Here is a 21,606-nt window from a genome sequence, read left to right as displayed (position 1 = left end):
GGTAGGCTGGAAGGCGTGACTTCAAGCCCCGCGACCCCGGGCACGCGACTGGCGAGCCGACTCGGCTTCAGCGACCGCGTCTTCCTCAGCCCCGCTGCCCGGCGCATCGCTGCCCGCATCGAGGACGGCCTGGATCTTGTCGAGGCCGGTCTCGCGGAGGAGCTGAAGTTCGCCGACCCCGTTGCGGATGCCGCGGCCCGCTACCTGTACGAGGCCGGCGGCAAGCGCATCCGCCCCGTGCTCGCGCTGCTGACCGCCCAGCTGGGCGACGGCAACAGCGCCGCGGTGATCGACATCGCCAAGGCGCTCGAGCTCACGCACCTCGGCTCGCTGTACCACGACGACGTCATGGACGGCGCCGACACCCGCCGCGGGGTTCCCGCCGCCCACGGCGTGTGGGGCAACAACGTCGCCATCCTCACCGGAGACATCCTGTTCTCGCGCGCCAGCCAGATCATGTCGCGCTACGGCGAGCGGGCCATGCGCCTGCAGGCCGGTACGTTCGAACGGCTGGTGCTGGGGCAGATGCACGAGACCGTCGGCGCGCAGCCGGGCGACGACCCCATCGACTTCTACATCCAGGTGCTGGCCGACAAGACCGGTTCGCTCATCGCGGCAGCCACGCAGGGCGGGGTGATCTTCTCCCACGCCCCGACCGAGTTCGAGGAGCCGATGCGCGTGTACGGCGAGAAGGTCGGCGTCGCGTTCCAGCTGCTGGATGACGTGATCGATCTCTCGGCGGATGCCGCGGAGACCGGCAAGGTGCCGGGCACCGACCTGCGCGCGGGCGTACCCACCATGCCCTCGCTGCTTCTGAAGACCGGCACCGCACCCGCTGACATCGACCTGGCGAACCGCATCGACGAGGGCGTCGCGCGCATCGCGGAGGGGGCCGACCCCGCCATCCTCGACGGGCCGCTCGCCGAGCTGCGCGTCCACGACGCCACCGCGCGCACGATGGAGCTGGCCCGCACCTGGACGGCGGATGCCGTCGCCGCACTGTCGCCGCTGCCGCGCGGCACCGTGCGCGAGTCGCTCACCAGGTTCGCCGAGACTCTCGCTGATCGCAGCAGCTGACGGAAGGATCCCCATGACGAAGCTCAAGCTCGCCGTCGTCGGGGCAGGCCCGGCAGGCATCTACGCCGCCGACATCCTGCTCAAGGCCGAGCGCAAGTTCGATGTGTCCATCGACATCTTCGAGCAGCTCCCCGCCCCCTACGGACTGGTCCGCTACGGCGTCGCGCCCGACCACCCCCGCATCAAGGGCATCATCACGGCGCTGCGCAACGTGCTCGACCACGGCGACATGCGCCTGTTCGGCAACGTGCGCTTCGGCACCGACATCACGATCGAGGACCTCAAGCGTCACTACAACGCCGTGATCTTCGCCACCGGATCGGTGCGCGACGCGCCGCTGGACATCCCCGGCATCGATGCCACCGACTCGTTCGGCGCGGCGTCGTACGTCAGCTGGTTCGACGGACACCCCGACGTGCCGCGCGAGTGGTCGTTGGATGCCACCTCGGTGGGCGTCATCGGCAACGGCAACGTCGCACTCGACGTCTCGCGGATGCTGGCCAAGCACGCCGACGACCTGCTGGTCACCGAGGTGCCCGACAACGTCTACGAGGGTCTGAAGGCCAGCACCATCACCGACGTGCACGTGTTCGGCCGCCGCGGTCCCGCGCAGGTGAAGTTCACCCCGCTGGAGCTGCGCGAGCTCGGCGAGCTGCGCGACGTGGACATGGTGCTCTACGACGAGGACTTCGACTACGACGAGGCGTCCCAGCGCGCCATCGCCACCAACAAGCAGGTCATGGTCATCGACCGCATCCTGCAGTCCTGGCGCAAGCGGGAGTCCAACAACAACGCAGGCGGCACGGCGTCCCGCCGCCTGCACATGCACTTCTGGGCGCGTCCGATCGAGGTCCGCAAGGACGAGAACGGCCGCGTCGCCGCCCTGGTCTACGAGCGCACGAAGCCCGACGGCAGCGGCGGCGTGGTGGGCACAGGGGAGCTGCGCGAGATCCCGATGCAGTCGCTGTACCGCGCGATCGGGTACTTCGGCTCCCCGCTGCCGGGCGTGCCCTTCGACAAGAAGCACGGCGTGATCCCCAACCGCGAGGGTCAGGTGCTGGAGGCCAAGTCCAACCAGCGCGTGCCCGGCATCTACGTCACCGGCTGGATCAAGCGCGGCCCGGTCGGCCTGATCGGTCACACCAAGTCCGACGCCATGGAGACGGTCAGCCACCTGATCAACGACCAGGGCTCCTGGTGGCGCCCCGAGGACACGTCCGAGGACGCCATCCCCGCGCTGCTGGCCGAGCGCGGCGTGAAGTGGACGGACCTCGACGGCTGGCACCGCCTCGACGCACATGAGATCGAGCTGGGCAGGACCCACGCCCACGAACGCGAGCGCGTCAAGCTGGTGCCGCGCGAGGAGATGATCCGCGTCTCCCGCGGGGAGTGAATCCGGGCCGCCGGGGTCGCTCCATCACTGGGTCCCTGAGCTTGTCGAAGGGTCGTCGCGGGCCGCTAGTCTGAGCCCATGGGGGAGTGGGTGCCGGATGTGCTCGGCGATGAGTTCCAGCAGCTGACGCTGCCGATGAAGGCGGATGCCGAGGGCGAGGTCGTCGCGACCCTCGTGCGTGCGCTGCCGCACCCCTCGCCATGGTGGCGCCTCCACGACCGTCGTCCGCTCGCCGACGTGGACGTGCTGTACGTGCACGGGTGGTCCGACTACTTCTTCCAGAAGCGGCTCGCGCGGTTCTGGACCTCGCGCGGAGCACGGTTCTTCGCGCTGGATCTGCGCAAGTACGGGCGCAGTCTGCGGTCGCATCAGACGCCAGGGTACGTCACGGATCTCACGGAATACGACGAGGACATCGCGGGGGCGCTGGCGGCACGCGGTGGCACTGCCGGGCGCCGGCTCGTGCTGCTCGGCCACTCCACCGGCGGTCTGACCCTGAGCCTGTGGGCATCCCGGCATCCTGACCAGGCCGATGCGGTGATCCTCAACTCGCCCTGGCTGGAGTTTCAGCTCGGCGCAGCCCGGCCCGCCATCGCGCCGATGGTGGGGCTGCAGGCGCGGTGGTGGCCGAAGGATGCCTCGCCGCAGGTGGACCTGGGGTTCTACACGCGCGCGCAGAACGAGGTCGCCGATCCCGACGATCCCATGTCCGTCGACCTGGCGTGGCGCCCAGAGCAGTCGATGACTGTGCACGTGGCGTGGCTGCACGCCATCCTGCAAGGGCATCGCGCCGTGTCCGCAGGACTCGGCATCCCCGTGCCGGTGTGCGTGCTGCTGTCGGCGCGCACGGCCGTGCCGACCCGCTGGTCCGACGAGCTGACCAGGGCCGACAGCGTACTGGTGGTCGACGACATCGCTCGGGCCGCGCTGAAGCTCGGCCCGTCGGTCACCGTCGAGCGCATCGACGGAGCCCTTCACGACGTGTTCCTCTCGCGCCGCGAAGCTCGCGAGGACGCCTACGCCCGGCTGGATCGATGGGTGCGCGGCTGGGCCGCAGGGCTGAGCGATTGACATGACGATGTCGGATGAGCTCACTTTCGCGATCATGCTCGATCGTGCGATCGCCCAGAGCGAGATCTCGCTCCACCGTCTCAGCGGGCTGCTCGCAGCCAGGGGCGACCCGGTGAGCGTCGCCACCCTCAGCCACTGGCGTCGTGGCAGGCGGGCGCCGCATGGCGACTCTTCGTACGACGCCGTCGTCCGCCTCGAGGAGGCGCTCGGGCTCCAGGCGGGCGAGCTGGTCTCCAGGATCCCGCACGGAGCACGCCGGGGCCGGACCGTCGCCGCTCCTTCGACGAGCTGCAGGCGCGAGGCGACGTCCCGTCCAACGTCGAGGAGCTCTCTGCCAGGCTCGGCCATCGCGCCAAGGACACCGCGCTGATCCTCACCCACCACCGCTACGACATCGGGGCGGATCGCCGCATCGAGCGCGCTCGCTTCCACAATGTCTGGGTCGCCCGGACGGATGGCACCCGCAGCGTCATGGCGTCATGGCGGTTCGACTCCCCGCCGGAGGAGGAGCCCAGGATCGCGACGATCGACGGAGCGACGGTCGGCAGCACCATCTTCGACAGGGCGCACCGCACCTTCGTCGCCGAGATGCTGCTGCCTCGCGCGCTGGAGCGCGGAGAGACGTCGATCAATGAGTACACGCTCGAAGGGCTCGGCGAGCAGGACGAGGTGACGTGCCTGTACAGCGTCCTGGAGCGTCGCGTGGATGCGGCGTCGATCTGGCTCAGGTTCTCGCCGACGGCGCTTCCCGAGGCACCGCGGCTGATCATGGAGAACCTGCAGGTCCGGCAGACGGAAGCCGTCCGCTGCACGGACGGAGAGCTGCACCAGGTCGTGCGCGCGTTCGGGCCGGGCATCATCGGCGTCGACTGGGCATGGCCCGACTGAGCGCGGCCGGCCGCGCGTGCACGGCGACGGGCGGGAAGGCGAGCCGCAGTCGCCGTCTTCCCGCCCGTCTGCACTTCGGCTGTGAACCGCAGCGCCCGGTGCCCGAAACACCGATGGCCTCGCTGCACGGCTCCCCAGAGACCAAGAGCGAGATCCCCAACAGGGAAGTCTTGCAGTCGTGCGTTCACGGCATTCCTGCGGATGCCGTGAACGCACGAGGCTTCGCTCAGGCGACCCCGTAGATCATGCGGGTGGCGTGCTCCGCGGCATCCGCGTCACGCTCGCGCAATGCGCGCGGCATCTCGTCGCATCCCCTCAGCAGTGATTCGCGATGCTCGGGCGTGACGACGAACCCCCGCAGGGCGCGGGCGAGTGCGATCGACGCCTCGTCGACGAGGGCCTGCTGCAGCCGGTTCCCCGTTCGGGCGGCCAGATAGCCGACGACCTCGCGCCGTGCCTGCGAGCATGCCGCGGCATCGTCGACCGTCAGCGGCACGTGCTCGACGAGTCGCACCACCGCGTCGATCTCGTCCTCGGCCAGTCGCGGACACGCCAGGCGCGCGATGACGCCCGCCTGCAGCCCCGCGAACTCGTGCGCGACGCGGACTGCGTCGGGCGTGAGCCGCGTGACCTCCGTGAACCTGCTCGGATACATCTTCACCAGGCCGATCCGCTCCAGCCTCTGCAGCGCCTCGCGCACGGGGGTGCGTGAGACGGAGAGCTCCCGGGCGAGCTCAGCGTCGCGGATCCGATCACCCGGAGCGAGCTCGCCCCGGACGATGCGCTCGCCGATGAAGTGGAAGACCCCTTCGGCCAGCAGCTCCTTCTTCGTTCCTGCATCGCGGACCCCCACCCGCGGTTGTTCGAGCACCACAGTGCACTCCTTCGTCCCCATCCGAGCCTGCGGAGCGTCCCTCAACGCCCCGCAATGCCATACACGATGCACTCTATCGGCTCGCCGGACATCGCCGACATATCGGAGTCATGGTGTGACTGAGGTGTGACCGAAGCCGTCAGCCGCGGCGGCCGGGATCAGCGGTAGTTGATGAACTGCAGGTCGACGTCGAGATCGCTGCCCTTGAGCAGCGCGATGACGGACTGCAGGTCGTCGCGGCTCTTGGACTGCACGCGCAGCTCGTCGCCCTGGATCTGCGACTTGACGCCCTTGGGGCCCTGGTCGCGGATGATCTTGCTGATCTTCTTGGCGTTCTCGCTGGAGATGCCGTCCTTCAGGCTCGAGGAGATCCTGAACTCCTTGCCGCTGGCGAACGGCTCGCCGGACTCCAGGCTCTTCAGCGAGATGCCGCGCTTGATGAGCTTGGACTGGAACACGTCGAGCACGGCCTTGGCGCGCTCTTCGGTGTTCGCCTTGATGAGGATGTCGTCACCGCTCCATGCGATCGAGGCTCCGGTGCCCTTGAAGTCGTAGCGCTGCTCGACCTCCTTGCGGGCCTGGTTGAGCGCGTTCTCGGCCTCCTGGTGGTCGACCTTGGAGACGATGTCGAAAGAAGAGTCAGCCATGCCCGCAGTCTAGCGAGGAAGCCGACTGGCTGACTGTTTGGAAGCGCTTCCATGGGTGCGCCGTGAATGTCCGGGTATGTCACAGCTTGATATCGGTGGAATCTGACGTTGTGAAAATCGTTCGTGACGGGCAATACTGTAAGCGCTTGCAGTCCGTGCAGGCCCGATCACGAAAGAGGCACACCACCAATGAAGGTGACCAAGAGGAGCATCGCCGCATTCGCTGCGATCACCGTCCTGACCTCGCTGGCCCTCGCCGGCTGCTCGAGCGCGAAGAGCGATGACAAGAGCGCGGACGGAGCAGCCGCCGGCAGCAGCGGCAAGCTCGTCGTCTGGGTGGACTCCGAGCGCGTGGACGCGCTTCAGGGCGCGGCCGACGCCTACCAGAAGAAGACCGGGGTCAAGGTCCAGCTCGTCGGCAAGAACGTCGACGACATCAAGGACGACTTCATCCAGCAGGTTCCCACCGGCAAGGGTCCGGACATCACCATGGGCGCGCACGACTGGCTCGGCGAGCTGTCCACCAACGGCGTCGTGGCTCCGCTGGAGCTCGGTGACTCCGCAGCCGAGTACCTGCCGGTCGCCCTGCAGGCCTCGACCTATGACGGCAAGGTCTACATGCTCCCCTACGCCGTCGAGAACATCGCGGTGCTGCGCAACACCAAGCTCGTCCCCGAGGCCGCGACCAGCTTCGACGACATGATCGCGAAGGGCAAGGCCGCCGGCCTGGCTCAGCCGTTCGTCGTGGAGCAGGGCGCCGAGGGCAACCCGTACCACCTGTACCCGTTCCAGACCGCGTTCGGCGCCCCGGTGTTCGGCACCGACGCCGACGGCGCCTACGACGCCACCGACCTGAAGCTGGGCGGCGAGGGCGGCACCGCCTTCGCGAACTGGCTGTCCGCACAGGGCAAGGCCGGCACGCTCAACACCGACATCGACGGTGAGATCGCCAAGCAGCAGTTCCTCGGCGGCAAGGCCGCCTTCTGGCTGACCGGACCGTGGAACGTCGGCGCGGCTGTCGACGGCGGCATCGACGTCGCGATCGACAAGATCCCCAGCCCGACCGACAAGGCCGCTTCGCCGTTCGCCGGCGTGAAGGGCTTCTTCGTCAGTTCGGAGTCCAAGAACAAGGTCGCCGCGAACGACTTCCTGGTGAACTACATCGGCACCGCCGATGTGCAGCTGGAGCTGTTCAAGGCCGGCAACATCCTGCCCGCACTGACCGCTGCCGCGGACAAGGCCGCATCCGACCCGATCATCGCCGGCTTCCAGGCCGTCGGCGGCGAGGCCGTGCCGATGCCCGCGGTCCCCGCGATGGGCTCCGTGTGGCAGTTCTGGGGCGTCGCCGAGGCGGCTGTCATCAACGGCGCCGACCCGGCGGCGACGTGGCAGAAGCTGACCGACGACGTCGCCGGCGCGATCAAGTAATCGCGATCGATCGATGCTGAACACGGCTGCCGGGATGGGACTGCCATCCCGGCAGCCGTGCACGATGAGGTGAAGATGAGTCAGATCACTGAGCAGGAGGCGCCGCAGGCGCCCCGCACCAGGAAGCAGCGCCAGGCTGCGGCGATCGCGGAGGCGGCGTCGGGCCACGTCGGCTGGACGCTGCTGAAGATCGTTCTGCTGGCGATCGTCGACGCGGTCGCGGTGTACGCCGCGTTCGTGCTGTTCACAGCATCCGAATGGCTGGTGCTGGGCATCGTCGCGGCCGTGACGATCCTGGTGAACTGGATCTACTTCTCGCGCAGGCGGATCCCCGCGAAGTACCTCGCCCCCGGAGTGGTCTTCCTGATCATCTTCCAGGTCTTCACCCTGCTGTACACCGGCTACATCGGCTTCACCAACTACGGGACCGGCCACAACGGCAGCAAGACTCAGGCCGTGGCCGCGCTGATGCGCTCCGCGCAGGAGCGCGTGGCCGACTCGCCCACCTACCCGGTCGCAGTCGTCGAGCGCGACGGCATGCTCGGGCTGCTGGTCACGGATCCCGACGACGGCGACGTCTCCGTCGGCACGGAGGACCAGCCCCTGCAGGCCGTCTCCGGCGCGACGATGGACGGCGATCGTGCGGTGGCGGTCGATGGCTGGACCACGCTCCCGTTCGCCAAGGTGATCGCGCGCTCGAGCGACATCGAGAAGCTGTCGGTGCCCTTCAGCGACGACCCCAACGACGGAGCCATCCGCACGCCGGACGGTCGCAGCGGGTACCTGTACGTCTCCACGCTGCAGTATGACGAGCGGGCCGGCACCATGACCGACACGCGCAGCGGCACCGTGTACAGCGACACCGGCGTCGGCGCATTCACCGCCGAGAGCGGCGAGCAGCTGCTGCCCGGCTGGCAGATCACCGTCGGGTTCGACAACTTCGTGCGGGCGGTGACGGATGCCTCCATCCGCGGCCCGCTGATCTCCGTGACGGTCTGGACGTTCGTGTTCGCGCTGATCTCGGTGGCATCCACGTTCTTCCTGGGCCTCCTGCTGGCGCTGGTCTTCAACAGCAGCCGGATGCGCTTCCGCAACGGCTACCGCATCCTGCTGATCCTGCCGTACGCGTTCCCCGCGTTCCTCTCGGCGCTGGTGTGGGCCGGGATGATGAACGAGAGCTTCGGATTCCTGAACCAGGTGATCTTCGGCGGAGCGTCGATCCCCTGGCTGACCGACCCGACGCTGGCGAAGGTCTCCGTGCTGATCGTGAACCTGTGGCTCGGCTTCCCCTACATGTTCCTGGTGTGCATGGGCGCGCTGCAGGGCATCCCGGCGGATGTCAACGAGGCCGCCGAGATGGACGGCGCGAACCCCTGGCAGATCTTCCGCAGCATCAAGCTGCCGCTGCTGCTGGTGACCGTGGCGCCGCTGCTGATCTCGTCGTTCGCGTTCAACTTCAACAACTTCAACCTGATCTACATGCTCACCGGCGGCGGACCGCGCTTCGACGACGTGTCGATCCCGGTCGGGCACACCGACATCCTCATCTCGATGGTCTACAAGGTGGCCTTCACCGGTCAGACCCGCGACTACGGGCTCGCCTCGGCGTTCACCATCCTGATCTTCATCGTGGTGGCGGCGATCTCCATCATCAGCTTCCGCAAGACCAAGGCACTCGAGGAGCTGAACTGAGATGAGCACCGCATCCTCCGTCCGTCCCGCCCGCAGATCGTTCGGGAAGTGGTTCGCCGACACCGGATGGCGGCACGTGATCGCCATCGTGGTGAGCGCCTTCGCGGTCTTCCCGCTGCTGTACGTGATCTCGGCCTCGCTGAATCCGAAGGGCACGCTGACCGGCTCGAACCGGCTGTTCTCCGCCATCGGGATCGACAGCTACGTGCGTATCCTGACCGATCCGAAGAACCCCTATCCGATGTGGTTCTGGAACACCCTGGTGATCGCCACGGTCACCGGCTTCGTCACGGTCTTCCTGGGCGCGCTGGCCGCGTACGCATTCTCGCGGATGCGGTTCACCGGTCGTCGCGTCGGCCTGGTCACCATCGTCGTGGTGCAGATGTTCCCGCAGCTCCTTGCCGTGGTGGCCATCTTCCTGCTGATGTCCACGCTCGGCGACTGGTTTCCCGCCATCGGGCTGAACACCCACACCGGCCTGATCCTGGTGTACCTGGGCGGCGCGCTCGGCGTGAACACCTACCTGATGTACGGCTTCTTCAACACGCTGCCGATGGAGCTGGACGAGGCCGCCCGCATCGACGGCGCCGGGCACGCCCGCATCTTCTTCACCATGATCCTGCCGCTGGTGGCGCCGATCCTCGCGGTGGTCGCGCTGCTGTCGTTCATCGGCACCGTCAACGAGTACGTCATCGCGAGCGTCATGCTCATCGATCCGGACAAGCAGACGCTGGTCGTGGGACTGACCAAGCTGGTGGCCAACCCGCGGTACGCGGACTGGTCGGCGTTCTCGGCCGGCGCGGTGATGGCGGCTGTCCCCGTGATGGTGCTGTTCCTGTTCCTGCAGAAGTACATCGTGGGCGGTCTCACCGCCGGCGCGGTGAAGTAGCGCAGGATTGCAGTCATGACCATGCTGCGCCCGCACCACGACGGTTCGCCCCTGCACGTCTCGAACGACGCTCCCGCTCTCGGCGACACCGTCGCGGTGCGCCTGCGCGTGCCCTCCGGCTACGGCCCGCTGAGGGCCGTGCGCACCCGCTCGAACCCCGACCACGAGCCGGAGTGGACGGATGCCGTGCTGCTCGGCTCCGCGGACGGCTGGGACTGGTTCCAGGCGCCCGTCCACGTGCGCAACCCGCGGCACGGCTACCGCTTCGTGCTGCTGCACGAGGATGGTCGGGTCGAGTGGCTGAACCAGACCGGCATCCACACCGGCGAGACGCTGGATGCCGAGGACTTCGCCCTTGTCGCCAACCCCGCTCCGCCCGCGTGGCTGCACCACTCCGTGCTGTACCAGGTGTTCCCCGACAGGTTCGCCAGGTCGGCGGATGCCGATCGGCATCCCACCCCGGACTGGGCGATCCCGGCATCCTGGGACGACCCGGTCGATCCCGTCGTGCCGGGGCGCTCGCAGCAGTTCTACGGCGGCGACCTGCCCGGCGTGCGGGAGCACCTCGACCACCTCGTCGAGCTCGGCGTGGACCTGCTGTATCTCACGCCGGTGTTCCCCGCCGGATCCAACCATCGCTACGATGCGGCGAGCTTCGATGAGATCGACCCGCTGCTGGGCGGCGAGGACGCGTACATCGAGCTCATCCAGGCCGCGCACGCCCGCGGCATCCGCGTGATCGGCGACCTGACCAGCAACCACTCCGGCGACCGCCACGAGTGGTTCCGGCAGGCGCACGGTCATCCGGGGGCCGAGACGGAGAGCTTCTATTACTTCACGGATGCCGGCAACACCACCTACGAGTCGTGGCTGGGCACGCCAACGCTGCCGAAGTTCGACTGGTCGTCCCAGGCGCTGCGCGAGCGTTTCATCACCGGCGAGGACTCCGTGGTGGCGAAATGGCTGAAGCCGCCGTACGGCATCGACGGCTGGCGCATCGACGTGGCCAACATGACAGGGCGCTTGGGCGCGGTCGACCTGAACGCCGAGGTGCGGCAGCAGCTGCGCGAGACCGTGCGCGCGATCAACCCCGACGCCATCGTGCTGGGGGAGTCCACCAACGACGCCGCATCCGATCTGCAGGGCGACGGCTGGGACGGCGCCATGACCTACCCGGCGTTCACGCGTCCGGTGTGGGGCTGGCTCTCCGAGCCCACCGGCACGCCATACCTCGCCTACGACGGCGAGCAGGTCAGTGAGCCGTGGTTCTTCACGCAGCCGATCGGCGGCATCCCGCGGTACACCGCACGGGAGTTCGCGGATGCCGTGACGCGCTTCACCGCCGGCATCCCGTGGCGGGTGCGGCTGGGCAACATGCAGCCGCTGGACACCCACGACACCGCCCGCTTCGCCACCAACGCCGCACCGGGCACGCTGCCCGTGGCCGTGGGGCTGTCGATGACGCTGCCCGGACTGCCGGTGATCTTCGCGGGCGATGAGTTCGGGCTGACCGGCGCCGACGGCGAGTCCAGCCGCACGCCCATGCCGTGGGCGCGGCAGGAGGAGCCGGAGCTGAAGTCGGTGTTCGAGATGTACCGCTCGTTGGTCGGACTGCGCCGTTCGCATGAGGTTCTCGCGACCGGAGGCCTGCGCTGGCTGCACGTCGACGACGACACCGTGGTGTTCGTGCGCGAGAGCGCCGAGCAGAGCGTGCTGGTGCTGGCCACGCGCGGCGGAGCGGATGTCGAGCTCGAGCCGGGCCTTCTGACTGGAGCCGCGGATGCCGAGGAGCTGTACGGCTCGGCGACCCTGGCGGTGGCCTCGGACGGCGCCGTCGCGCTCGCCGCCGAGGGCCCCTCGTTCGCCGTCTGGCTGCTCCCCGGCATCCGGGTTCCTGCGGCCTGACCCGTCCTCGCTGCGCGACGTTCCTCGTCTCGTCGCGCCCCGCGCTGCACTTCTCGACGGCGCCGGGCGTTCGCGCTGCAGTTCTCGTCCCGCGCTGCGCGAATATGCGTCGCGTTGATCGAGAACTGCCGCGCGCACGAAGACACTGGTCGAGAACTGCCGCGCGAAGGATCGGCATCCGCTCATTGAAGTATCTTGTGACGCACGCTAGCGTGTGATGCATGACAGTGGACGTGGGGGCGCAGATGCGCAAGGGGGTGGTCGAGTACTGCGTGCTCGGCCTGCTCGCCCGCGAGCCGATGTACGGCTGGCAGCTGTCCGACGCGCTCATCGAGTCCGGCCTCATCGCCAGCATCGGCACGCTGTATCCGCTGCTGGGCAGGTTGCGCGACAACGGCTGGGTGTCGACTTTCGACCGACCTTCCGACGCGGGTCCTGTGCGCAGGTACTACCGGCTGACGGATGCCGGCATCGCGCAGCTCGCGCTGTTTCGCACCCAGTGGGCACCGTTCGCCCGCACCGTCTCGACCCTGGTGGGAGAGGAATGACCATGACCGCCACCTCCGAGTACCTCGCCCGTCTGGACGACGCGCTGAGAAGCGTGCCGTACGGCGTGGCCGCCGAGATCCGGGCCGGCATCGCCGAAGAGCTGCAGAGCCTCGACGCGAATGGTGCGGCTGAGCGCATCGCGCAGCTGGGCGATCCCGCCGTGATCGCGCGGGAGGCGATGGCCGCGGACGAATATGCGGCACGGCGCATACCGGCACCCGCTCCGGCTCCTGCCGCCGCTGCGTCGCCGGCATCCGTCCCCGTCTCACACAGTCGCGGATTCGCGATCGCTGCCGCACTCGCGCTGAGCTTAGGTGCGTTCGTGCTTCCGGTCGTGGGATGGTTCGTCGGCGTGGGCCTCGTGGTGAAGAGTTCTCTGTGGCACACCTGGGAGAAGGCCGTCGCGATCCTGGCACCGTTGGGAGTGCTGCTCCTCGCGATGGTGGGGTCCATCCCCGCGTGGATCTGGGTCGACAACGTGCTCCAGCCGACGTCCGCCGTCCACTCCTTCATCGTCGTCGTCATTGTCGTGGTCATCCCGGCATCCGGACTCTGGCTGCTGTGGCGGATGCGCGGGCGCACGGCATCCTGAGCACCCCGCGCGGCGCGGCTCTTCTCATCGAGCGCTGCACTTCTCGACGGCGCCGGGCGTTCGCGCTGCAGTTCTCGTCCCGCGCTGCGCGAATATGCGCCGCGTTGATCGAGAACTGCCGCGCGCGCGGAGACACTGGTCGAGAACTGCCGCGCGAAGGTGCAGGCCGGGCGATCTGCAGACGCCCGAACCGGACCGCTCCGCGACACGGCATCCGGCCTCCCGGGGATGATCCGGCGCGGGCGTACGGTGAGGCCATGGCGGCTCGTGTGGGAGGGCGCAACCGGGTGATCAGCTGGATCGTCGGGCTGCTCTGCGCGGGGGTCGTCGGCGCGCTGCTGTGGCTCTCACTGCCGGCAGGGCCCGGGATGCTGGCCATCATCCAGCAGATGCTGCCGGGAACCGGATAGCGTCCGCCAGGCGGCGATGACCCGACACATCGGCACGCCTCCGGGTTCTGGTTCTACCCGGGCGTTACCCTCGCTGTGCACCTATCCACGAGAGGCGAGGCCATGAGCGACCCCGAGGTTCCCCAGAACGACCAGCCGAACGACATCGATGACGTCGTCGGCAGCGCCAACGAGGGTCTGGACGCTGCCGCCGCTGCCCGCGCCGACGTTCCGGCCGACGACGCGGATGCTGAGACGCCCGCCGATTCGGATGCCGGGCCGGCCGAGTCCGACGCGAAGCCGGTCGACGCGGACATGGAGGCGTTCGCCGCCGCCGAGCGCGACCACCCCGGCACCTTCGGCGCGTTCGAGGCACCGTCCGCGAACGCCCGCGAGGCGGATGCCGAGCCCGCGGCCACCACGCGCATCCTGTCCTCGGGCGCCGACACGGCTGATGTCGCCGAGGTTCACGTGAGCGATGCTCCCGGTGTCGCCGACGAGGTCTACACCACGGATGCAGCCGCCGCAGCGGCCTCCGCCGCCGAGACGCAGGTCGTGCCGGCGGAGCCGCTGGCCCCGCCCGCAGCCCCGCAGCCGATCTTCGTGCAGGCGCCGGAGCCGCCGCGTGACCTGGGCAACCGCGGCACCGCGGGCGCCATCGGACTCGTCGCCGCGATCGCCTTCGCGATCCTGTACCTGGGGGCGATCCTGGGACTCGGAGCCTGGGCCGGAAAGGTCGACGTCGACAACGTCGGCGAGGCCGCGCTGGCTCCGCTGAGCACGGCGGGGTTCTGGGTTCCCGTCGCCGTCTTCTTCCTCGCGTTCTGGCTGCTGGGCGCCTTCGTCAACCGCGCCCGCTGGGGCAAGTGGGTCGTCTTCGGTCTCCTGGTCGGCCTCGCCGCCTGGGGCGGCCACATCCTCGGTCAGCTGTTCCAGGAGCGTTTCTGGCAGCTCACTCCCACGGAGTCGACTGAGCTGGTGAACAAGCAGCTGCTGGCTCCGCTGGCCATCGCAGCCTTCGTGTTCGCCCGTGAGCTGACCATCTGGTTCGGCGCCTGGGTGTCGCGCAGCGGTGCCAAGAAGAAGGCGCTGAACGCCGAGGCGCAGGCTGAGTACGAGCGCACGCTCGAGGCCGGTCCCTCAGCACTTCGCTGAGCGCGCCCGGGCCGGCGCGCTGCGCGTAGGGTGGCGCTTATGACCACGACCGACGACCCCCACGGCATCCCGCCGGCGGGGGTCTCGGCGTCTCTGGCGCTGGTCATCGCGTTCGTCACGTTCGCGGCGCTCACGATCCTCGGGCTCGGGATGCTGAGCTTCTTCGCCGACCTCGACATCCTCGCCGTACCGGGGCTCGACTGGTGGCCGGGCATCGTCGGCATGATCGTCGCGATCGGCGTCTTCGCCTGGATGCTGTGGCCGACGCTGAAGAACGAGCATCCCTCCTACATGCCGGTGTTCGCGGTGGGACTGGTGTCGGCCGTCGCGCACGTCGTGGCGGTCTGGCTGGGCGCACTGCTGAGCGGCGCGGGCACCGAGGCGGCCTTCGCAGCTGTCGTCCAGCTGGTCACGCAGGGCTCCAGCGGGGTCGTGCTCGGAGCCGCGCTGCTGGGCTCGTGGTTCGCCATCGCGCTGCGCCGCACCGGCGCACAGCCGCCCACCTGGCCGTGGGAGCACGAAGACCCCGAATGACACGCCCGGATGCCGCGCCGCGAGAGGCCGTGGGCCTTACCCTGTAACCGTGGAGCGGTCACTGGAAACCCAGGTGAGCCAGGCAGTCGAGGCCTGGCTGCGATGGGTGCCGCGCTGGGAGCCCGCCACCCATCGCGGTCGCGTGGCCCCGTGCCGCAGGTGCCTGGGGTCGCCGATCCTCTCGGCCGCCGGGATCGGCGTCAACGTGCCGCACGGCGTGCAGCACGGGCTGTCGACCCGCATCAAGGCCATCGTCGACCACGCGGTCGCCGAGTACACCGCCCGCAATCTGCCCATGCTGCAGGGGGAGCTGGATCATCAGGCCGACCGCAACCGGTCGCGCGCCTACCGTCCCGCCGAGGGGCTGGATCCGGAGTACGAGGGGATGCCGCTGGATCCCGATCCCGTGCCGGGGGCGCCGTTCCTGTTCACCGTCGCCGGGCTCGCAGATGAGGCGTCCGCCCAGCTGCCGCCGCTCCCTCCGCTGAGCGAGGAGGAGAAGGCCGCGCTTCGGCAGGAGGTGGCGCTTGCCGACGAGTACGCGAACATGGTGGGCCGCGAGATCTGCGGTCTGCTGCTGCGGCACCGGCTGCAGGTGCAGGCCGCCATCTCGCAGTACGTCGAGCCGCAGATCGAGGCCATGCTGGCCGAACTCAGCGAGGCACTGGACTCGCCGTGGGATCCCGACACCCCCTGACCTGGGAATCGACCGTGCGCGCTTGCCCTCGACAGCATCCACCATCTATCGTTTTTCGATAGATAGTTGCTGTCTTTCGATAGGAGTGCCATGCAGCCCGTCGCCACAGTCCTGCTGCGAGCGATGATCGCCGTCCTGATCGCACTGCTGCTGTTCGCCCAGGTGTTCATGATCCCCGGGGTCGCCGCCGACACCGCCGCGCGCAACCCTGAACTGGCCTACCTCGAGGTGCCGGGCGTCATCGGCGGAGTGCTGTTCCTCGTGCTCATCGAGGTCGTGCTGGTGTGCGTGTTCGTGCTTCTGTCGCTGGTGCGGGCCGATCGGATCTTCTCGACGCACGCCTTCCGCTACGTGGACGTCATCATCGCCATGATGCTGGCCTCCGCCGTGCTGCTGATCGCCTCGTTCACCGTGCTCCTGGTCGCCGGCGCCGTGAATCCCAGCATCCTGATCCTCGGCGTGCTCGGAGTGGTGGTGAGCCTGTCGCTGGCGCTGCTGGTGGGTGTGATGCGCGGACTGCTGCGCAAGGCTCTGCAGCTCGAGCAGGATCTGTCCGAGGTGGTCTGAGATGCCCATCGTCATCGATATCGACGTGATGCTGGCCCGGCGCAAGATGAGCGTGCAGGACTTCTCGGAGGCCATCGGCATCACTCCGGCCAACGTGGCGGTGCTGAAGAACGGGCGCGCCAAGGCCGTCCGCTTCACCACGCTCGACGCCATCTGCCGGGTGCTGGACTGCCAGCCCGGCGATGTGCTGCGGTACGTTCCGGAGGAGCAGAGATGAACACGGCGTGGACGGATGCCGCGATCGCGCGGCTCTCCGACGGCAGGATCTGCCCGGTGTGCGAGCAGTCGGCGCTGGTCGACGGATGCTGCGCGCGCTGCGGCGCGGATCTGCGCGGAGCGGAGGGGAGCGCGCTGTGGAGCGCCTCGGTCGCGGCCGTCGACGCCCTGCGGGCGCGTGAGACGGCCCGCGGCCGGGTGCCCCGCGCGGTTCCGGTGCCGATGGCAGCCGGGGCCGTCCTGCCGCCTCTGACGTCGTCGGTGCAGGCGAGGCCTGTCGCGCCGCCGCCGGCCCTGCGCGCGGACACACCGACCGCGGGTGCGAGCCTGCAGTCGGTGCTGGCGACAGCGGGCGCCGCGCTGTTCGCCGTCGCGGCCATCGTGTTCACCTTCTTCAATCCCGAGCTGGCCGACCGGACCGTGCGCAGCTGGATCATCTGCGGCGTGACGCTGGTGTTCCTCGCGGGCGCCTGGCTGTTGGCCAGGCGGCGGCTGCAGTCCTCGGCCGAGGCCGTCGGCGGTCTGGGGCTGGTGTTCGTCGGGCTCGACGTGCAGGCCGTCGCGGGCTCATTCACGGGACAGGGCGCCACCTGGACCTCCGCCGCGCTGGCGGCGCTGGTCGCGGGTGGACTGATGCTCGCAGCGGGTCTGCGCGCCCGCATCCGGATCTGGCTGTGGACCTCGCTGCTGGCGCTGGCCGCCGTGCCTGCCATGCTCGGCTTCGGCACGTCCGACGATCTCGGCGGGGCGCTCTGGCTGGCGGCCTCGGGCTTCGCGGCGACCGGACTGATGGCGCTGCTGCCGCGGTTCGCGCCGAGCTTCCCGATGCGCGGGAATGCCGTGGGCGACACGGCAGGGGCGGATGCCGGGCCAGGCGTCGTCGCCGAGCCGACCGTGGCCACCAGGCCGGCGGCGCCCACCGAGCCTGCCCTCCCCGCCGTGCCTGCCCTCCCCGCCGAGCCTGCCCTCCCCGCTGAGCGTTCCGTGCCCGTCGTGCCCGGCTTGCCCGTGGTGCCCACCGAGACCCGTCTACCGCTGATGCCGGAGCTCGCAGCCCTGACCGTGCTGCAGGTGGTCGTCACCGTGCTGGCTGCAGGGCGCATCATCTTCGTTCCCGTCGGGGCCGTGCCGATCGCGGTGGTCCTCGCGGTGCTCGCGGTGCAGGCCGTCGTCGCCACGACGCGCACGATGGCGTGGGCATGGTCCTTCGTCGCGGGCGGACTGGCGGTCGCGGCCGGCGCTCTCGCGGCATCCGCTCTGCTGTCCGGCGGGAGCCGGTGGGAGAACTGGCTCGCGGCGATCGTGCCGACAGGAGCGGTGCTGGTGCTGCTCCTGTGCGCCCTCGTGTCGCTGCCGCGTCGCACGATGCGGGTGCCGCTGTCGGTCGGCGCGGGTCTTGCCGCCGGGATCACCAGCGCTCCTGCCGTGCTCTCCGGGGCGATCATCGGCAGCGACCTGCTGCGGTTCGCCGGGGCGCAGGCGGGGCGGACCACCGGCGGATCCGTGCTCGGTTCGCTGACGTGGGCGGGGATCGTCGGTCTGGGGATGATCTCGGCGGGCTTCGCCCTGTTCGCGCTGTGCACCAGGCGCAGGTCGGACATCCTCTCGCTGCGCCCCGCCGCCCTCGTCGTCGCCGTGCTGTACGCCACCGCCGCCGTTCTCGCGCTGAGTGCCGGGCGGGTGCTCCCGCTGCCGCTGAGCATCGCCGTGCTGCTGGTCGTCGCGGCCGCGGCTGCTCTCGCGAGCGCCCGGCCCGCCGGAAGCGGCTGGTCGTCCGCGCGGTTCCTGCTGGTGCTGGGTCTGCATCTCGCGCTGCTGATCTCGGTGGTGCTGGCCTGGCACGATCGAACGGTCGTGCCTTACGCCGGCGTCGGCACTCTGATCGTGCTGGCGGTCGTGGCGCGCACGACACCCGTCGCCGCACGGTTCCTGTATGCCGGCGCCGGATACGGCTACGCCCTGGCACTGATCGGCACCGCGCTCTCACTCGCAGGCGTCGGAGGCATCGCGCTGCTGTCGCTGGTGGCATCCGCAGGCCTGCTGGGGGCTGTGGCCGCGACGTTCCTGCCCCTCGGCGCGCGCAATTGGCAGGCCGTGCTGGTCGTCGCCACGGTGCCGTTCGCGATCGGCGTCGTGCAGGTCGCGTTCGAGCGCAGCGGCTGGACCGCGCTGTCCACCGGGATGATGTTCGTGCTCGCGCTGGTGCTGATGCTCACCCGGCGCGCCGGCCTGACCGTCGTCATCCGCACCCTGGCCGCAGCACTGCTGGTGCCCGCCCTGTCGGTGACGATCCTGTGCCTGGGCGCCCAGCTGCTGGTGCGCAGCGGTTCCCCGGTGGTGCTTCCGATCATCGCCGCCGTGGTCGCTCTGGTGCTGCCTTCGGGGCGGATGATCCGCGATGCGCTGGTCGCCCGGGGCAGGGGCGCCACCACGGCGGATGCCGCGCGTGCCGCGATCGAGGCCTCCGCGCTGCTGACCGGCGCCATCGCCGTGATCCTGGCCGTGATGCGCGAGGCGGCGGGGTTCGGCGCGGCGTGCCTGGTGCTGATCCTGCTCGGCACCGGCGCCGCGCTGACGTCGATGCTGGCCGATCGTCGCTACGGCTGGTGGGTGTCCGCTGCGGCATTCACCGGCGCGCTGTGGTCGCTGTGGGCGCTGAACGGGGTCGATCTCCCCGAGGCGTACCTGCTGCCCCCGTCTCTCGGCGCGGCGCTGGTGGCCGTGCTGCTCATGCTTCGCGGCGCGAGAGCCGTGCCGCTGCTCGCAGCGGGACTGGCCGGCGCGATCGTGCCGGTGCTGGCGCTGCTGATCACGGCCGAGGGGACGGATGCCGTGCCCTGGCGCGCCCACGCGCTGCTGGCCGCCGGCTGGGCGCTGCTGGGAGTCGCCGCCCTGGTGACCCGCACCGAGCGCCCAGCTCTGCGCCGCCTGCGGCCGCTGCGCACGCCGGCCGTGCTGGCAGCATCCGTCGCAGCCCTGGGCGGCACCGTCCAGGCCGTGCGATGGGGGAGCGGGCTCGACGCCTCGCCCGTGCGGGGCGGGGATGCCGGCGTCTTCCTGCTCTGCGCGGGGCTGAGTGCCGTGTCCGCTCTCGTACTGCTCCTGGCGGCACGGATGCTGCGCTCCGCAGCATCCGCTGTGCGCCTGCCGCGGCAGAATGCGCTCCACACGGACGGAATCGGGCAGGATGCCCGCGCGGAGCGCACATCTCCGCGCGAGACGCACGGCATCCCCGCGCGCTGGCTGCCCGTGCCGGCTGCACTGGCGTTCGCCGTCGGCACCTGGCCCGCGATCGCCGAGGACTGGTTCGTGATCTGGGGCATGTGGGCGCTCATGCTGCTCTGGCTCGCCGCCGTGGTCGTCGCAGCGCGCCGCTCGCGCGACGTGCTGATCCCACCCGCCTGGGTGCTGTTCGGCATCGCCTTCGTCACGGCTGTCGTCGCGTGGAGCCCGCGCGAGCTGCGCGTCGAGATGTTCTCACTGCCGCTGGGCGCCCTCCTGCTCGTCGCGGGAGCCGTCGGGATGCGGGATGGCGCGGATGCCGGGCGGCGAGCCCTCCGGCTGGATGACTGGCCGCAGGGGACGCAGAGCTCCTGGTGGCGGCTGGCGCCGGGACTGGTCGTGCTGCTGTCGGCATCCATCGTCTCCACCTTCACGGATCCGCTCACCTGGCGGGCCGTGCTGGTCATGGGCCTCGCGCTCGCCGCCATCCTGCTGGGCGCCGCCCGGCGGCTGGCCGCGCCGTTCGTGATCGGACTGGTCGTGCTGCCGGTGGAGAACGTGTTCGTGTTCGCCGTCCAGATCGGCCGGGGCATCGACTCCATGCCGTGGTGGATCACCCTGGCGACGGTCGGCGCCGTGCTGCTGATCATCGCCGTGGCGGGTGAGCGGCGCGAAGGGGCCGGCCGGGGCGTCGCCGCCCGCATGCGGGATCTGCGCTGAGCGGCGTGGGTCGGCATTTGACCGTCCGGGTTACGCAGGATTACACTTGGTCGGGTGTGTGCACCATTGCGTGCGCGCGCATCGGGCGCTGACACCGTCGGTTCGCCCCCACGGCATACCCATCACACCAAAAGCAGGGCGGTTCCGTCCTGCTGGTGGGTCATGATGTGAAACCCATCACGCTGTCACCGTGCAGCACTATGAGGAGAGAACGTGCCAACTATTCAGCAGTTGGTTCGCAAGGGACGCACGCCCAAGGTCTCGAAGACCAAGGCGCCCGCCCTGAAGGCGAACCCGCAGCAGGCCGGCGTGTGCACCCGCGTGTACACCACCACCCCGAAGAAGCCGAACTCGGCGATGCGCAAGGTCGCTCGTGTGAAGCTCCGCAACGGCACCGAGGTCACGGCCTACATCCCCGGTGAGGGACACAACCTGCAGGAGCACTCGCTGGTGCTCGTGCGCGGTGGTCGTGTCAAGGACCTCCCCGGTGTCCGCTACAAGATCGTCCGTGGCGCCCTGGACACCCAGGCCGTCAAGAACCGTAAGCAGGCTCGTTCCCGCTACGGCGCGAAGAAGGGTTGAGATAGATGCCTCGTAAGGGACCCGCTCCCAAGCGCCCGGTCGTCAACGACCCGGTCTACGGTGCTCCGATCGTCACCTCGCTGGTGAACAAGATCCTCGTCGACGGCAAGAAGTCGCTGGCCGAGTCGATCGTCTACGGCGCCCTCCGCGGCGTCGAGGCGAAGAACGGCCAGGACGCCGTCGCCACTCTGAAGAAGGCGCTCGACAACGTGCGCCCCACCCTCGAGGTCCGCAGCCGCCGCGTCGGCGGCTCGACCTACCAGGTGCCCGTCGAGGTCAAGCCGCACCGCGCGAACACGCTCGCGCTGCGCTGGCTCGTCAGCTACGCGAAGGGTCGTCGTGAGAAGACGATGACCGAGCGTCTGCAGAACGAGATCCTCGACGCGTCGAACGGCCTGGGTGCCGCGGTCAAGCGCCGCGAGGACACCCACAAGATGGCCGAGTCCAACCGCGCCTTCGCCCACTACCGCTGGTAATGGGCTGAGCGGATGCCGCCACCGCGGCATCCGCTCCCACTCT

21 protein-coding genes are annotated in these 21,606 nt (G+C 69.6%); 19 read left to right on the top strand and 2 right to left on the bottom strand.

Features of this window, described 5'->3' with window-relative positions; all coding sequences use genetic code 11:
* Positions 1 to 15 precede the first annotated feature (15 nt).
* The 4 genes from Q0568_RS09975 to Q0568_RS09960 all read left to right on the top strand — a co-directional run bounded on the left by Q0568_RS09975 (position 16) and on the right by Q0568_RS09960 (position 4,429).
* Positions 16 to 1,077, top strand: coding sequence for a polyprenyl synthetase family protein (locus Q0568_RS09975; protein WP_298865915.1), 1,062 nt, complete (start codon positions 16 to 18; stop codon positions 1,075 to 1,077).
* A 13-nt stretch (positions 1,078 to 1,090) separates the two neighbouring features.
* Entirely contained in the window at positions 1,091 to 2,470 is a 1,380-nt protein-coding gene (locus Q0568_RS09970) for an FAD-dependent oxidoreductase (protein ID WP_298865913.1), read from the top strand.
* A gap of 78 nt (positions 2,471 to 2,548) precedes the next feature.
* On the top strand, positions 2,549 to 3,541 hold the full coding sequence (locus tag Q0568_RS09965) for an alpha/beta hydrolase (RefSeq protein ID WP_298865911.1): 993 nt from the start codon (positions 2,549 to 2,551) through the stop codon (positions 3,539 to 3,541).
* Positions 3,542 to 4,012: 471 nt separating this feature from the next.
* Positions 4,013 to 4,429 carry a hypothetical protein gene (locus tag Q0568_RS09960; RefSeq protein WP_298865908.1) on the top strand — a complete coding sequence of 139 codons (417 nt, stop codon included), beginning with the start codon at positions 4,013 to 4,015 and terminating at the stop codon, positions 4,427 to 4,429.
* Between the two features lie 226 nt (positions 4,430 to 4,655).
* Here the strand turns inward: Q0568_RS09960 and Q0568_RS09955 are convergent, their stop codons facing one another.
* Positions 4,656 to 5,303, bottom strand: coding sequence for a GntR family transcriptional regulator (locus Q0568_RS09955; RefSeq protein WP_298865906.1), 648 nt, complete (start codon positions 5,301 to 5,303; stop codon positions 4,656 to 4,658).
* 158 nt (positions 5,304 to 5,461) lie between these two features.
* On the bottom strand, positions 5,462 to 5,950 hold the full coding sequence (locus tag Q0568_RS09950) for a YajQ family cyclic di-GMP-binding protein (protein WP_298865904.1): 489 nt from the start codon (positions 5,948 to 5,950) through the stop codon (positions 5,462 to 5,464).
* A gap of 189 nt (positions 5,951 to 6,139) precedes the next feature.
* On the opposite strand from Q0568_RS09950, the gene Q0568_RS09945 reads away from it, so the two are divergent.
* The 15 genes from Q0568_RS09945 to rpsG all read left to right on the top strand — a co-directional run bounded on the left by Q0568_RS09945 (position 6,140) and on the right by rpsG (position 21,563).
* Complete coding sequence (locus tag Q0568_RS09945) at positions 6,140 to 7,378, top strand: extracellular solute-binding protein (RefSeq protein WP_298865902.1); 1,239 nt, start codon at positions 6,140 to 6,142, stop codon at positions 7,376 to 7,378.
* Between the two features lie 75 nt (positions 7,379 to 7,453).
* Complete coding sequence (locus Q0568_RS09940; protein WP_298865900.1) at positions 7,454 to 9,070, top strand: ABC transporter permease subunit; 1,617 nt, start codon at positions 7,454 to 7,456, stop codon at positions 9,068 to 9,070.
* A 1-nt stretch (position 9,071) separates the two neighbouring features.
* The gene (locus Q0568_RS09935; RefSeq protein ID WP_298865898.1) at positions 9,072 to 9,959 is read left to right on the top strand and encodes a sugar ABC transporter permease; all 888 of its coding nucleotides are present in this window, start codon (positions 9,072 to 9,074) and stop codon (positions 9,957 to 9,959) included.
* A 15-nt stretch (positions 9,960 to 9,974) separates the two neighbouring features.
* Complete coding sequence (locus tag Q0568_RS09930; RefSeq protein ID WP_298865896.1) at positions 9,975 to 11,864, top strand: glycoside hydrolase family 13 protein; 1,890 nt, start codon at positions 9,975 to 9,977, stop codon at positions 11,862 to 11,864.
* 221 nt (positions 11,865 to 12,085) lie between these two features.
* The gene (locus tag Q0568_RS09925; protein WP_298865893.1) at positions 12,086 to 12,412 is read left to right on the top strand and encodes a PadR family transcriptional regulator; all 327 of its coding nucleotides are present in this window, start codon (positions 12,086 to 12,088) and stop codon (positions 12,410 to 12,412) included.
* 2 nt (positions 12,413 to 12,414) lie between these two features.
* Positions 12,415 to 13,005 carry a hypothetical protein gene (locus Q0568_RS09920; RefSeq protein WP_298865891.1) on the top strand — a complete coding sequence of 197 codons (591 nt, stop codon included), beginning with the start codon at positions 12,415 to 12,417 and terminating at the stop codon, positions 13,003 to 13,005.
* Positions 13,006 to 13,262: 257 nt separating this feature from the next.
* Positions 13,263 to 13,415, top strand: a complete 153-nt coding sequence (locus Q0568_RS09915; RefSeq protein WP_298865888.1) for a hypothetical protein — start codon at positions 13,263 to 13,265, stop codon at positions 13,413 to 13,415.
* Positions 13,416 to 13,517: 102 nt separating this feature from the next.
* Positions 13,518 to 14,549 carry an ABC transporter gene (locus Q0568_RS09910; RefSeq protein WP_298865886.1) on the top strand — a complete coding sequence of 344 codons (1,032 nt, stop codon included), beginning with the start codon at positions 13,518 to 13,520 and terminating at the stop codon, positions 14,547 to 14,549.
* Positions 14,550 to 14,588: 39 nt separating this feature from the next.
* Complete coding sequence (locus Q0568_RS09905) at positions 14,589 to 15,083, top strand: hypothetical protein (protein ID WP_298865883.1); 495 nt, start codon at positions 14,589 to 14,591, stop codon at positions 15,081 to 15,083.
* A gap of 49 nt (positions 15,084 to 15,132) precedes the next feature.
* Positions 15,133 to 15,780: a spermidine/putrescine ABC transporter substrate-binding protein gene (locus tag Q0568_RS09900; protein ID WP_298865881.1), complete on the top strand. Its 648-nt coding sequence runs from the start codon at positions 15,133 to 15,135 to the stop codon at positions 15,778 to 15,780.
* A gap of 90 nt (positions 15,781 to 15,870) precedes the next feature.
* Positions 15,871 to 16,347 (top strand): DUF2975 domain-containing protein, encoded by a 477-nt coding sequence (locus Q0568_RS09895; RefSeq protein ID WP_298865879.1) that lies wholly within the window; start codon positions 15,871 to 15,873, stop codon positions 16,345 to 16,347.
* A gap of 1 nt (position 16,348) precedes the next feature.
* Positions 16,349 to 16,564, top strand: a complete 216-nt coding sequence (locus Q0568_RS09890) for a helix-turn-helix transcriptional regulator (RefSeq protein WP_298865877.1) — start codon at positions 16,349 to 16,351, stop codon at positions 16,562 to 16,564.
* Positions 16,561 to 20,505: a hypothetical protein gene (locus Q0568_RS09885; protein ID WP_298865875.1), complete on the top strand. Its 3,945-nt coding sequence runs from the start codon at positions 16,561 to 16,563 to the stop codon at positions 20,503 to 20,505. Before Q0568_RS09890 ends, Q0568_RS09885 begins: the two co-directional genes overlap by 4 nt.
* A gap of 213 nt (positions 20,506 to 20,718) precedes the next feature.
* Complete coding sequence (gene rpsL, locus Q0568_RS09880) at positions 20,719 to 21,087, top strand: 30S ribosomal protein S12 (RefSeq protein ID WP_067194597.1); 369 nt, start codon at positions 20,719 to 20,721, stop codon at positions 21,085 to 21,087.
* 5 nt (positions 21,088 to 21,092) lie between these two features.
* Positions 21,093 to 21,563: a 30S ribosomal protein S7 gene (gene rpsG / locus Q0568_RS09875; protein ID WP_017201608.1), complete on the top strand. Its 471-nt coding sequence runs from the start codon at positions 21,093 to 21,095 to the stop codon at positions 21,561 to 21,563.
* Positions 21,564 to 21,606: the final 43 nt, after the last annotated feature.

The organism is uncultured Microbacterium sp., from assembly GCF_937927635.1.
Classification (GTDB): Bacteria; Actinomycetota; Actinomycetes; order Actinomycetales; family Microbacteriaceae; genus Microbacterium.
This window is presented reverse-complemented; position numbering and strand designations above follow the sequence as displayed.